The sequence below is a fragment of the Mesorhizobium amorphae CCNWGS0123 genome, from assembly GCF_001686985.1.
In the GTDB taxonomy this organism is placed as follows: domain Bacteria; phylum Pseudomonadota; class Alphaproteobacteria; order Rhizobiales; family Rhizobiaceae; genus Mesorhizobium; species Mesorhizobium amorphae.
Genome location: NZ_CP015322.1, coordinates 786096 through 799489, shown reverse-complemented (window position 1 = coordinate 799489; position 13394 = coordinate 786096). Strand labels below are relative to the sequence as shown.

Below are 13394 nucleotides of genomic sequence, written 5' to 3'. Positions count from 1 at the left end.
TCAGGTGCTCCACCTGCGCGCGATCAGATAGGAACGCTGCGCGGCATCAGATTGGAATACATGCGCGCGATCGTCGGAACCCGCATTGTAGGCAAGGTTGGCCATGCCGATCTTCGTCCTGGCGCGGGCGATGCCGATGGTGCGTACGAACAGGCCCATCCTGGATTTCTGCGGCGCGAAGACGTGTTCGACGAATGCGCGGGTTTTCGATCTCCGCCCATTGGCCCGCGACGTCGCCTCACTCATCTGCCGACCCTTCGGTTTCTTCTGGTGGATGTCAGAGACGTAGCCATTTTTCTCCAGCCACTCCTCGTTCTTTTTCGAGCGATAGGCCGTGTCGGCCCAGACAGTCGAACCAGTGTTAGCGCGGTTGAGGACATTGCGAAGCTGCGCGCCGTCATAGGCCGCCGCGCTCGTGACGTTCCAGCCGCGGATGAAGCCATGCCGACGATCGATCGCGGCGTGGTTCTTGTAGCCGAAGGCGGGAATGGCGATGTCGCGCTGCTGCGCCTTTCCATCCTCGGCCATCTTGGCCTTCGAAAACCTCACCGTCCAACGCGCGTCCCGGTCCTTCTGGCGCAGTTTCGCGGGGTTGTTCTTCCACTCGCCCGGAGCCTTGCCCGCCTTAATGTCAGTCTTCTCGGCGTCGGTGTTGCGCTGCTTGGGCGCCGCCACGATGGTGGCATCGACGATCTGCCCGCCCATCGCCAGGTAGCCGGCCTTGCCGAGGTGCTTGTCGAAACGGGCAAACAGGTTGTCCACCGCGCCGGCCTGTGTGAGATGCTCCCGCAACAGCCAGATCGTCTTGGCGTCCGGCACCCTGTCTGCGAGACCCAGCCCCAGGAAGCGCATGAAGGATAGTCGGTCCTGGATCTGGAACTCGGCCTGGTCGTCAGAAAGGCCGTAGAGTGCCTGCAGAACCATGATCTTGAACATCATCACCGGATCGTAAGGCGGCCGGCCACCCTTCGCCATCGGAGCGCCTCAGCGCCTTGCCGAGCGGCTTGCGGAAAACCTCCCACGGAACCACCCATTCAGCTTCTCCAGCGGATCGCCGGCCTCGTTTAGCCGCACATGGCGCACGTCGATGTCCCAGAAACCAGCCTGTCCCCGCATCCACTGCCTCCGCGCAAATCAACGCGCCGAGTGAATCAAAATCCGGTTCCAAAGGCCAGGTATTTCGAACTGTCCAATCGGTCAAAGCTCCGCAAGCTGAAACAAGGGGTTATGACGCCGGCAAGAAGATTGTCGGCCGCTAGCGACACATTGCCGTCGATACGGACGGGCGGCTGTTGATGGTCAACCTCACTACCGCCGATATCTCCGATAGTGCCGGCGCTCAGGCGATCCTGGATGGTATCCGCAAACGATGGCCCTGGGTGAAGCATCTGTTCGCCGATGGCGCCTATGATTGGCTGAAGCTCATGGACAAAGCCACCCATCTCGACTTCGTGGTCGAGATCATCCGTCGGTCCGACGACCAGAAGGGCTTCCAGATATTGCCCCGCCGCTGGGTCATCGAGCGGACCTTCGGCTGGATGACCCGATGGCGCCGCCCCGTGCCCGACTACGAGCAGCGCATCGACGTCTCCCACGCAATGATCCTTGTCGCAATGGGCGGCAATCTCATCCCCCGAAACGCCCATCCGTGAATTTCAAAACAGACTCTAAGCGATAGAACTCTCGTCTGTGAAAATCACAACTGTTATGCCTTGGTCCCGACGTCGATCCTGCAGAACGCGTGTTCTTACTCGTGACTCTTCACGCATCGTCAGTTCTCCACTTGTCGCAATCGACGGCCAATCGGGAGCATTTCAGTTTCCTATTTCTCTCTAGTATGCGGCGTGTAGATTATTCACCGACACATAGATCGTCTTCATTTCCGTATAGTGGTGCAACGCAAGCTTGGAATTTTCCCGACCGACCCCCGATAACTTCGAACCTCCGAAGGGAGCTTCGACAGGAGCAGCATTATAGGTGTTGATGTAACAGGTTCCTGCTTCGAATTTTTTGGCCACCCGATGGGCTCGCGCGAGATCACCAGTGAATACACCCGCCGCCAGGCCGAACTCTGTCGCATTGGCTCGTGCAATTACCTCTTCTTCGGTTTCGAACTCTAGCACGGACATAACGGGACCGAAGATTTCCTCTCGCGCTATCGTCATTTCATCTGTCACATCAGCAAAGACCGTAGGCTCCAAATAAAAGCCTGGCCGTGCCAACTGATGTCCTCCGTGAACGAGTCGCGCGCCCTCTGCGATGCCTCTGGCAATGTAGGTCTTCACAATTTCCAACTGCCGTTGACTTACGATAGGTCCAAAGTTGACCTGTGGATCCATAGGGTCGCCGATTTTTGCAAAAGCCAGTCTCGAGGACAGCCTTTCAAGGAAGGCAGTCTTTATTCGTTTCTGCACGAAGACGCGTGTGCCGTTGGAGCAGACTTGGCCCGAAGAGAAGAAGTTTCCGATGATGGCGCCACTGACGGAATTCTCAAGGTCTGCGTCGTCGAAAACTATCAGTGGCGATTTTCCGCCAAGTTCCATCGTAACGTGTTTCATCCCCTCGGCTGCAGCCGCGTATACCCTGCGCCCCGTCGGAACAGAGCCAGTTAGGGACACTTTAGCGACACGCCGATCGGCCACGAGGGTGGCTCCAACATCGCCATATCCCTGCACAACATTGAAGACGCCCTTCGGGGCACCGGCTTCCATAAGTGCTTCAGCAAGCTTCAGCGCAGACAGGGGAGTCGTTTCGGATGGTTTGAAAATCATTGCATTGCCGCAAGCTAAGGCCGGCGCGGCCTTCAAACACGCGATTTGAATCGGATAATTCCAAGCACCTATGCCAACACACACGCCAAGCGGCTCGGGCACCGTAATGGCGAAGTCTCCATTGGCCAGAGGAATATACTCGCCAGTCATACTCGCCGCCAGTCCACCAAAATACTCTAAAGCGTCGGCCCCGGCAGATGCATCTGCTACGAGTGTCTCCTGGATCGGTTTACCGGTGTTGTGCGTTTCGAGCTCAGAAAGCTCGTAGTTTCTCGCGCGTAATATCTCGGCTGCACGGCGCAGAATCCGACCGCGTTCTGTCCCTGTCTTAGCCGCCCATTTCTGTTGGGCGGTCTTTGATGATTGCAGCGCCTCCTCCACTACAGCTGGCGTGGCGGCATGAAGCCGTGCGATTGTCTCACCCGTGGCTGGATATATAACTTCGATCGCTTGACCGGCTGCGCTTTCGACGTATTCTCCGTCGATGAAATGGCTGGCCTTTGGCTGAAATTTCATGCTGTTTACACCTCGGACGAGATCCCTATGTAGGCTTGAGTCCGCTTCAGCCAGCAATCCTATTTCAATGCGGATATTGGCTTTTGCTACAAAGCTTCGATCCCGTCGTATCACCCCTTGCCACAGTTGGGAGCGCGAAAAAAAGTAATGTGGTTGGTGACTTTGTTTCGGCTATCCCGGGCCAAAAGCTCAAATATAAGTCGACGTCGAGGCAGATTGGAACCACCCAAATGTCATCTAAGAGCATTAATCCGCCCATCACCAAGCCAAACGGACGAGTCGACCAACGGCAACGGGTTCGTCGTCGTGGTCAACCACTTGGTGTCGTCGGGAGGTGCGGCATTTATCGTTGGTGGGGACAGCCGGCGGATACCACGCCCCACTATCATTGCTAATAGCGCGTGCTGAAGGCGACCAACGCCGGCGAGCGGTCTGGGCTGCCAGCGATAGTCGTACGGGCTCGCAGCCTCAATTTTCACCGTCAAACACGTGCACGGGGCAGCGTATCACGCGCGACATCCGACTCTATGCGCCGGCATCAAACCTTCCGGCTTCGATGGGCGGGACAAGTCGGACGAAGTATGCCGGTCCCGCCTTCGGTCTAAAGATCTCGTGCGACGTGAGATTGAGGTGGCGTCTTGGCATGCTGTTGTGCGGCGCAGGTGGCGTTTGGCTATGGTCCATAAAACTCTATGCCGGTGGAAGTCTCGACCCCGTCCGATGACGAAGGCTTGGCGATGACTGATCCGGTGGTGACGAAACCGTGAGAATTTTGGGCACATAAGGGCCGACGCGTCGTAAAGGAGGATGGAATCCAGTTCCACCTTGGCTTTTAAAATGGGAAGGATCGTTTCTTGGGAAGCGTCGGCGACCCTCTTGGTATGGACTGGTTGGACGCAGTCACCGCGCTTGAGGATCCCAATCGCCGGAAAGTTTGCCGGCTGTCCGACGCGAGGCTTCCCTTTGCGGATGCCAACCACCTTGCCGCGGACCGGCGACTTCGATAGCGATGAGGATCGCGCAGAAGATGGACCGAACAACGCAAGTAATTCCAACCAGTTCGGCCATGCTACGGGCCGATAATCCGCGACCAGAACCTTACACAACGGCACGTCTGCTTTGATGTGAATTGGGAGCGCTTTATCCGCGTCGCGCTTGCGGGTGTTGCAATCTTCGGGGACAAGCCCCAAATAGGGCTGCTGCTGCTGCACTTTTTCTGTATACAAAACATGAAACCACGATCGGACAGAGGCGAATTGCGAATTCGAAAGACATGGACTCGCCATGGGAGCGCCATCAAGTGGACAGGAAAGTAAGTCGACATAGCGCTGGCGAGAGAGAGGCAATTTCCCCAGCGGCGGTGTTGCTCCCCGGAGGCCTGCGTCCCAAGCGTATTGACACGGGCGCAATCTTCGAGACGCTTCGCTATCGAATTTCCATTCTGGAGTACCCGCCCGGGACGGCTCTGAAGGAGATTGCGCTATCAGAAGAGTTTGGCGTGAGCCGTACACCAATCCGCCAAGCCCTTCAAAGACTTGAGGTGGCGGGTCTCGTGCAACCCGTGATCGGGCATGGAACCATCGTGATGAGCATCGATTTGCAATCGATGCGACATCTACTGCAATATCGGCTGCACCTCGCGCTCATGCTTGAGAATTTCCTTTCAACGGTCGACAGTGAGCGAACAATCGAAAAGCTCACCAGGTGCTACGCGATGAATGCTGCCCTGGAGGGCGAATTTAGCCCACAAGCATATGCTCAGATTTCCCATGATTTGCGCTGGGTCATCTGCAACAAGATCACCAACCCATTTCTGGCGCAGAGCTGGATCGAAACCTATTATCTCGCCAGCCGTATATGGTTTCTATGCCTGCCAGCCCACAAGAATCATTTCATTTCCCTGCAAGCAGAGGAAATCACAGGGCTGATCGAGAGCTTTGGGTCGGGCGAGCCCGGGCGTGTCGCAACCACTGTCCACGACGCACTGCAGACCGCCGTGTCTGTTGTTTGGCAAAGCGTTGCAAGTGGGGATTTGTCGATTTCAATTTCTTGAATGGCGCCAGCTTCGACAGACTAGCGTCTCTGGCGATGGCCGGCGCAGCGTGAGGAATGTGCGTCTGTGAATCTGCCTTCGACGGAGACGAAGGGACTGCGAAGCGCCACGCATTTGCGGGTGCGCGCCGCGATCTTCTACGACTTGCCGAAGTTCGAACGGTATGATCTCGGTCGCGCCACTTTCAAATGCCTAATGAGACCTGTGCGCGGGTGTCTGGACGGGCGTGCTGATCTGTGATTCTCTCAATCAGTACAAAGGATTGAGGGATGCGATGTCACGTCGGCGCATCGGTCAGGAAAAGTTCGGTTTCGCCGTTGATCGCGGCCAGCATTCGTCTTTGGATGAGCTTGCCAAACTGATTGACTGGCTGCCGATCGATCAGGCCCTTTGTGTGATTTCCTGCTCTGCGAAGGGCGAGCCTTCCTGGCCGCCAATGGCCTTGTTCAAAGCGATGCTGCTGTCGATCTGGTACGACCTGTCCGACGTCAAGCTTGCCGAGGCGCTGGACGACAGAGGATCGTTCCGGCGGTTCTGCGGGTTCTCGGCTCAAGAGCCGACACCTGAGCGAACGGCTTTCGTGCGGTTTCGTAAAGCCCTTGTGGCACATGGTCTGGACAAGACCCTGTTCGACGAGATCACCCGCCAGCTCAAGGCCAAAGCGATCCGTGTGAAGACCGGCACGCTTGTCGATGCGACGATCATCGCCTCGGCCAGTGAGGATGATGCAGAGGGCCATTGGGTCAAGCATAAGGGCCGGCCAGCGGTTCATGGCTTCAAGGCCCATGTCGGCGCCGACGCGGACACGGCTCTGGTCGAGGAGATCGCCGTCACGCCTGCCAACAGCAACGATGGCAAGGCCGGTCCTGATGCTCTGCCGGACGATCCCGGCGAGGTGTTTGCCGATAGCGCTTATCGAGGCAACCATTTCGGCGACGCGGTGCGCGCCAAGGGTGGGACGCCACGCATCGTTGCCACCGGTATGTGAGGACGCGATGAAGCCGAAACGCTGGCACGCCTTGAGGCCTTTAACCAACCGATCCACCGTATTCGTGGCCGGATCGAGAAGATCTTCGGCACATGGAAACGAAGTTACGGCCTTCGGCGGATGCGATGGAGAGGGCTTGCAAAGGCAGGCGTTCAAATCCGCCTCACCGCCATCGCCTACAATATGAAACGCAGTTTGAAGATCATCGCATTGGCCCGATAGCGAGCAAGAACGTAAGCGCTGTTCTGACAGCACCTTTCGCGCGTGACCGTGAGGAACGATGTTCGGAGCCTTTGAGGGCTTCGACACATGACGATTTCAGAGCTTACGCTTAAGTCCAACGATGAAGAGCCGGTTCGTCGGCTGGAGATCTTCACCGGCTCCGGTCGGCGGCGGGAATGGCTGCCGGAAGAGAAGGCGCGGATCGTGGCGGAAAGCTACGAGTTCGGCGAGACCGTGAGCGCGGTGGCCCGGCGATATGCCTTGTCCCCGCAGCAGCTGTTCGCGTGGCGTCGGGCTGCTCGTCGGCCGTTGGTGGCATCGCCGGCACCCGAACCGCTCTTTGTTCCGGCGGTGGTGACGGCGGCGCTTCCGGAACCCGCGCCGCCTCGTCCAGCACGGCCGCGCAAGCGCGAAGCAACCGGCGCGACCGGTGTCATCGAGCTTGAGATTGACGGCATCGCCATGCGGGTCGGCCGGGGAGCCGACGCCAAGACGGTTGCGGCGGTGATCCGTGCGCTGAAGGCAACGTCGTGATCGGGCCGACGGGCGCCGTCAAGGTCATGGTCGGGACGAAGCCGGTGGACTTCCGCAAGGGCGCGGAGGGCTTGGCCGCCCTGGTGCGCGAGACGATGGGCGCCGATCCGTTCTTATGCGTCGGGCGAGATTATGTGGCGGAGCCGCCCTGACGCCCGGCAGGTCCGGCCAAACCCAGCTTGCCTCCGCCACATAATATTTCATGCCTCTCTCATGGGGCGCGGGATTCCCCTGCGCCACAATGCCGGAGGGGCAGAATGCTCGAGTTCTATTTTTCGTATTGTGGGGTGCTCAAGCGCCTGCGCAGCGGCGCACTCGGTGGCGAGATGGATCGCCTCGCGGAGCATTTTTTCACGCTTGGTTATAAGCGAGCGTCCGCCAAGATTTACCTGAGCCGGATTGCGCGCTTTAGCCAGTTTGCCGCGACGCGCTGTGGTCCGATGCAGATCCATCAGGATGTCGTCGATAGCTATTTGTGCACGTTTACGACGGACTCTCCACGCATTGGAGCAGTGTCGGCGCTGGGACACGCACTGCGAGTGGCTCCGGAGCGATTCATTGCTTCCGTTCCCAGTGTAGATGCTGACCCGGATGCTCCGCTTCTGGCTTCCTTTTCGGACTATCTGCGCAGGGTGCGGGGCCTGGAGCCGAAGACCCGCGAAGGCGTTCTTCTGGGCGGCCGCCGCTTTCTGGATTGGTTCCGCCATCACCATCCCGGCCAAGACCTCGAGGCGTTGGCGGCTGAGCACGTCCTCGCTGCTGTCGAGCATCGGCTGTCCCTATCGGCGACCTCTGGCACCCGCACGGCAGCGACTTCTCATATCCGAACATTTCTTCGGTTTTTGCGTTGGGCTGGCCACCATGACCAGGACCTCGCCGGCGTCGTCCCAAGGACGCCTCATTGGCGTTTGGCGCATTTGCCACCGCGCCTTGCATGGGATGACGTTCGGCGCGCAATCGATGCGATCGGCGCAACGACGCCGGTCGACATCCGCGATCGAGCCGTCCTGCTGCTACTCGCCACCACGGGCATTCGCAACGGCGAGCTCCGCGCCATTCAGCTGCAGGATATCGACTGGCGAGCTGGCGAGGTTTTTGTCCGGCGCACCAAGGGCAAGCGTGATCGCGTGGCGCCGCTCCTCGAGGAGACCGGCGCCGCGCTCGCCGACTACATCCTGCGCGCGCGACCGAAGGTGGATAGTCCGTATCTGTTCCTGTCCTTCACGCCGCCCTTGGGAGCGTTCAAGTGCGCGTCGCCTGTTTCGAGGATCGTACGGAAGCGGTTGCGGCATGGCGGGATCGAACTCGGGCGGCTCGGAGGTGCGCATCTTCTGCGCCACAGCCTTGCCACCCAGCTTGTCAGGCAGCGAAGGCCGATCAACGAGGTCGCCGATCTTCTCGGGCACCAGAGCATCAATACAACGGCGCTGTACGTAAAGGTCGCGACCTCGCAGCTCGCCGAGGTCGCACTCCCCTTTCCGGGAGGCGTCGCATGACCGCCTTCGCCCGATTCCTCGGCGAGAAGGCCGAGCGGTACATCGAGTTGCGCCACTCCCTCGGCTACGCCTTCAGCAAGCAAGCCGGCACGTTGCGGGCTTTCGTCCGCTACGTTGAGCGCGCTCAGCTCGATGCCCCCGCCACTCGAACGATGGCGCTGGATTTCGCCTTGTCGTTCGGCGGCGCCGCCAACAGCCGCGTCACTCGCCACGGCGTGCTCCGCCAGTTTTACGAGTATCTCGCCGTCTATGACGTCCGAACCGAGGCCTTGGAGCGCAGAGCTTTCCCCAGATCTAGAGCGATTACGCCTCCGCGTATTCTCACCGACGCTGAGTTGGCGTCGCTCATCGACGCATGCGCCCGCATTTCGCCAAGCACCCCTCTCAGAGGGCGGACGATGGCGACGCTGATCGGATTGTTGGCGAGCTCGGGGCTGCGATCGGGCGAAGTAGTCAGGCTTGATCGTTCCGACGTCGATCTGGCCAACGGGGTGCTCCTCGTTCGGAAGACGAAGTTCCGCAAGGACCGTCTCGTTCCAGTTCACACGACGACCCAAACAGCCCTTCGTCAATATGCGCGTGAGCGGGATGCTGCTTTTCCCACGCTCAAAGACCAGGCCTTCTTCCTTAGCTCCCGAGGCAACCGCCTCTCGGCGACCGGCCTGCAAAACGGTTTTGCTGAGGCCCGCAAGCTCGCCCATCTTGATGGCGGCAAGCCGTTAAGGCCACACGATCTCAGGCACCGTTTCGCCGTGACCCGCCTCAGCCTCTGGCACCAACAGCGCGCAGACGTTCAGGCGCTGCTCCCGTTGCTCGCCACATATCTCGGTCACGCCAGCTATAGCGATACAGCCTACTACCTCACTGGCTCGGCGGATCTTCTCGCCATTGCGGCGGAGCGCGCCTTCCTCGATGGAGGTGCAGCATGAGCGAACATTTGTTCCTGGCGCCGCTCCTGGAGTCATACTTTCGCCGGCGCTTGACCAAGCAGCGCAACGCGACTCCCGCGACCGTGGCCAGCTATCGCGACGCCTTGCGCATGCTGATCCTCTTTGCCGCCGCCCGGTTGCAGAAGAAGCCGGCGGCGTTGACGCTCGAAGATCTCGACCGAGACCTCGTTCTCGCTTTTCTCGACGAGCTCGACGAGCTCGAGGAGCTCGAGGAGCTCGAGGAGCTCGAGGAGCTCGAGGAGCTCGAGGAGCTCGAGGAGCTCGAGGAGCTCGAGGAGAAGCGGAACAATTGCGTCGCCACGCGCAACGCCCGCTTGGCCGCGATCCGATCTTTCTTCCACCACGTCGCTGCCGCCGACCCGGCGTCCTTCGGCGTCGCCCAACGCGTGCTGACGATTCCCATTAGACGGACGCACATTGAGGTGACGTACCACCTCACCAAGGCCGAAGTGGACACCCTCATCGCGGCACCCGATCCAAAGACGTCCCGTGGTCGGCGCGACCGAGCCTTTCTGCTCTTCTTGGCACGGACCGGCGCCCGGGTCTCCGAAGCCACCGGCGTCAACGCAAACGACCTTCAGTTGGAGCGACCGCACCCGCAAGTGCTGCTGCGCGGCAAAGGGCGCAGAGACCGCGTCGTCCCCATTGCTAAGGACCTCGCGCGAGCGCTGACATCCTTGTTGAGCGAGCGCGGGATCGCCCATCACGAACCGCGACCGATATTCGTCGGCGTCCGCAACGAGCGCCTAACTCGTTTCGGAGCGACCCATATCGTGCGACGTGCGGCCGCCGAAGCCGTGGCTATCAGGCCGGCCTTGGCCGACAAGCCCATATCGCCGCACATCTTCCGGCACTCCCTCGCCATGAAGCTTCTCCAGTCCGGCGTGGACCTTTTGACGATCCAAGCCTGGCTCGGGCACGCACAGGTCGCCACAACCCACCGCTATGCCGCCGCGGATGTCGAGATGATGCGCAATGGACTTGAGAAGGCGGGCGTCGCCGGCGACCACGGCGTGCGTTTCCGACCGAACGACACCGTTCTGCAACTGCTGAACAGCATCTAAATATTATGTGGCGGAGGCAAGCTGGGTTTGGCCGGACCTGCCAGGCGTCAGGGCGGCTCCGCCACATAATCTCGCCCGACGCATAAGAACGGTTATGTGGCGCGCCACATAACCGTTCAGCGGCGCAGTCTATGTCTTCCGCGCGAAACGGACAGATCGGATCAAGCTGATCTTCTGGGACGGCACCGGGGTCTGCCTCTACGCGAAGCGTCTGGAGGATGGTGAGTTCCGCTGGCCAAAAGTGCAGGATGGTGTGATGCGTTTGACGGCCGCGCAGTTGTCGGGGCTGCTTGAAGGGCTTGATTGGCGGCGGGTTCATGAAGCCCGCCGGACACGCGCTCCGGCGCAGGCGGGTTGATCCGCGACCAAGTGAATCAGCCTGGATTCCGCTGTCGCTTGGCACCGACGAATATGGTCTCATCCGGCCATGGCGATGACGGCGGACCAGCTTCCCGACGATCCGGATGTGCTGAAGGCGATGGTCCTGGCGCGCGATGTCGAGAATGCCCGCCTGACCCAGATCATCAAGGAATTGCAGCGCCACCGCTTCGGCCGCCGCGCCGAGAGCCTGCCCGAAGATCAACTGCTCCTTGGCTGTCGGGCGAAATGAGAAATTAACCCCCGAACGAAAGGAAGAACTGACCCCTCTCTTTTGAGAGGAAGAATCGATGACGAGAGAGTTTTCATCGCAACTTGCATTGTCTGGAACGATGCGGGTTGAGGAAATGCGATCGGGGGAAGAAGTTTTGGCCATGGTGGGCCTTCACGAACGAGGCTGGGGAGCGAAACGAATTGCGCAGGAGTTTGGATGCGCGCGCAACACGGTTCGCCGATATCTTCGTGAAGGTGGCGTTGTTGCGTATCGCCAGCCCGTGCGTCGGACAGCATTTGATGGTCTGGACGATTGGCTTCGAGAACGTTTCTTTCGCCACGACGGGAACGCGGACGTCATTCGCCAGGAGTTGGAGAGCGAGCATGGCATCGTCATCGGGCTGCGCTCGGTAGAACTTCGGGTTCGAAAATGGCGGCGCGAGTTGAAAGCGCAGAAGCGGGCGACGGTGCGCTTCGAGACGGCGCCTGGTCATCAGATGCAGATCGACTTCGGCGACACGCGGGTATGGATCGGCGGCGAGCGGGTGCGGATCCATGTGTTTGTCGGGACGCTTGGCTATTCGCGCCGGATGCACATCCGGGCCTCGCCGAGGCAGCGCCAGACCGACTGGTTCGAAGGGATGGAAGGCGCTTTCCTGCGGTTTGGGGGCGTGCCGGCGGAAGTTCTGATCGATAATGCAAAGGCGCTGGTTGAGCATCACGACGCGGTGACGCGCGAGGAGGTTCAACGCCCGGCTGCACGCTTTTGCCCGATATTGGGGCTTCACACCGCGGGCCTGTGCCCCTTATCGGGCCAGGACGAAGGGGAAAGACGAACGCGGAGTCGGCTACGTCAAGAAGAACGCGATCGCCGGCCGCCGGTTCGAAAGCTGGGCAGCGTTCGAGGCGCATCTGGATCGGTGGACGCGCGAGGTTGCCGACCGGCGTGAACACGGCACCACCGGCGTTGCGCCCGTGGAACGTTTTGCCGCTGAAGCTCGAGCGCTCCGCCCGCTTTCCGGCAGGGCGCCGTTCGGGCAACTGCGGGACCTGATCCGCAAGGTTCAGGCCGACTGTGCGATCGATCTGGATACGAACAGCTACTCGGTGCCTTGGCGCCTGATCGGCGAGAGCGTCCAGGTCGTGGTGTTGGCTGGCCGTGTGATCATCCGTCATGCGGGCCAGGTGGTAGGCGATCATGCCCTGTGCAGGGGGCGACGACAACGGATAGTGGACCGGGCGCATTTTGTCGGCGTCGCCGGCTTTGAAGGGCCGGTGCGCGCGGATCCCATCGAGATCGCTCCAGCCGCCTTGCTGCGGCCGCTTGCGGAATACGAGGCGGCTGTCGGAGGGGGCTGGTGATGACGACCGTGGATCACGACATGCTCATCGCAACGCTCGATCGGCTGAAGCTGACGGCGATCCGCGACCAGCTCGACACGTTGCTGGACGAAGCTGCCCGCTCGAAGATGACGTTACGAGAGGCCCTGGGCTTCCTGGTGTCGCGCGAGATCGCCCGGCGCGACGAGCGGCGCATCTCCATGTCGAGCAAGATCGCCCAGTTCCCCTTCGTGCGCGAGCTGGACGGCTTCGACTTCAACGCCCAGCCATCGCTCGATCAGGGGCAGATCAGGGAACTCGCCACCTGCCGCTGGATTGCGCACGGCGACACGCTTTTGTTCCTCGGCCCACCCGGCACGGGCAAGACCCATCTGGCCGTGGCCCTCGGCCGCGAGGCGATCCGCCAGAATTACAACGTGCAGTTCATCACGGCTGCTACGTTGGTGGCGACGCTGGCCAAGGCCCACAGCGACGGCTCGCTCGACAAGCAGTTGGCGATCCTGTCGCGGCCGAAACTGCTCATCATCGACGAACTGGGCTATCTGCCCTTCGAGGCCAATGCCGCCCACCTGTTCTTCCAACTCGTGTCACGGCGCTACGAGAAGGGATCGATCCTGATCACCTCCAACCGCTCCGTGGGCGAATGGGGAAGTGTTTTTGGCGACCCCATTGTGGCCACGGCGATCCTGGACCGCCTGCTTCACCACTCCACGGTGATCACCATCCGCGGCGACAGCTACCGTCTCCGCGAAAAGCGTCGGTCCGGCCTTCTGCAGAAGACCGGACCGACGCTTGAACCCAACGAAACAGCAAACCAGTGAAGGGGGTCAGTTCCTCACTTCGCCAAAGGGGTCAAATCCTCACTTCG

The 13394-nt window shown here is 60.4% G+C and carries 11 protein-coding genes and 4 pseudogenes; 13 read left to right on the top strand and 2 right to left on the bottom strand.

Annotated elements, in window-relative coordinates:
* A pseudogene (locus A6B35_RS33440) lies at positions 1-1116 on the bottom strand (IS5 family transposase).
* 74 nt (positions 1117-1190) lie between these two features.
* Between A6B35_RS33440 and A6B35_RS33435 the strand changes: the two are divergent.
* Positions 1191-1652, top strand: a pseudogene (locus A6B35_RS33435) (IS5 family transposase); the annotation flags it as partial.
* A gap of 180 nt (positions 1653-1832) precedes the next feature.
* Here the strand turns inward: A6B35_RS33435 and betB are convergent.
* Positions 1833-3287: a betaine-aldehyde dehydrogenase gene (betB, locus tag A6B35_RS33430; protein WP_006199974.1), complete on the bottom strand. Its 1455-nt coding sequence runs from the start codon at positions 3285-3287 to the stop codon at positions 1833-1835.
* Positions 3288-4587: 1300 nt separating this feature from the next.
* Between betB and A6B35_RS33425 the strand changes: the two genes are divergently transcribed.
* The 12 genes and pseudogenes from A6B35_RS33425 to istB all read left to right on the top strand — a co-directional run bounded on the left by A6B35_RS33425 (position 4588) and on the right by istB (position 13347).
* The gene (locus tag A6B35_RS33425) at positions 4588-5340 is read left to right on the top strand and encodes a GntR family transcriptional regulator (protein WP_244425856.1); all 753 of its coding nucleotides are present in this window, start codon (positions 4588-4590) and stop codon (positions 5338-5340) included.
* 226 nt (positions 5341-5566) lie between these two features.
* Entirely contained in the window at positions 5567-6328 is a 762-nt protein-coding gene (locus A6B35_RS36400) for an IS5 family transposase (RefSeq protein WP_244897173.1), read from the top strand.
* Between the two features lie 21 nt (positions 6329-6349).
* Positions 6350-6550 (top strand): transposase, encoded by a 201-nt coding sequence (locus A6B35_RS37025; protein ID WP_081482041.1) that lies wholly within the window; start codon positions 6350-6352, stop codon positions 6548-6550.
* 87 nt (positions 6551-6637) lie between these two features.
* Positions 6638-7084, top strand: a complete 447-nt coding sequence (gene tnpA / locus A6B35_RS37720; protein ID WP_006199982.1) for an IS66-like element accessory protein TnpA — start codon at positions 6638-6640, stop codon at positions 7082-7084.
* Positions 7081-7236, top strand: a complete 156-nt coding sequence (gene tnpB, locus A6B35_RS36065; protein WP_006199983.1) for an IS66 family insertion sequence element accessory protein TnpB — start codon at positions 7081-7083, stop codon at positions 7234-7236. Before tnpA ends, tnpB (A6B35_RS36065) begins: the two co-directional genes overlap by 4 nt.
* 105 nt (positions 7237-7341) lie before the next feature.
* On the top strand, positions 7342-8580 hold the full coding sequence (locus tag A6B35_RS35275; RefSeq protein WP_081482049.1) for a site-specific integrase: 1239 nt from the start codon (positions 7342-7344) through the stop codon (positions 8578-8580).
* On the top strand, positions 8577-9509 hold the full coding sequence (locus A6B35_RS33395; protein WP_006199987.1) for a tyrosine-type recombinase/integrase: 933 nt from the start codon (positions 8577-8579) through the stop codon (positions 9507-9509). The genes A6B35_RS35275 and A6B35_RS33395 overlap by 4 nt, the downstream gene beginning before the upstream one ends.
* The gene (locus A6B35_RS33390) at positions 9506-10594 is read left to right on the top strand and encodes a tyrosine-type recombinase/integrase (protein WP_006199989.1); all 1089 of its coding nucleotides are present in this window, start codon (positions 9506-9508) and stop codon (positions 10592-10594) included. Before A6B35_RS33395 ends, A6B35_RS33390 begins: the two co-directional genes overlap by 4 nt.
* A 160-nt stretch (positions 10595-10754) precedes the next feature.
* Positions 10755-10952: an IS66 family insertion sequence element accessory protein TnpB gene (tnpB, locus tag A6B35_RS37715; RefSeq protein WP_081482050.1), complete on the top strand. Its 198-nt coding sequence runs from the start codon at positions 10755-10757 to the stop codon at positions 10950-10952.
* A gap of 69 nt (positions 10953-11021) precedes the next feature.
* A pseudogene (locus tag A6B35_RS33385) lies at positions 11022-11189 on the top strand (transposase domain-containing protein); the annotation flags it as partial.
* A 73-nt stretch (positions 11190-11262) separates the two neighbouring features.
* A pseudogene (istA, locus tag A6B35_RS33380) lies at positions 11263-12547 on the top strand (IS21 family transposase).
* Positions 12547-13347, top strand: coding sequence for an IS21-like element helper ATPase IstB (istB, locus tag A6B35_RS33375; RefSeq protein ID WP_006199991.1), 801 nt, complete (start codon positions 12547-12549; stop codon positions 13345-13347). Before istA ends, istB begins: the two are co-directional and overlap by 1 nt.
* Positions 13348-13394: the final 47 nt, after the last annotated feature.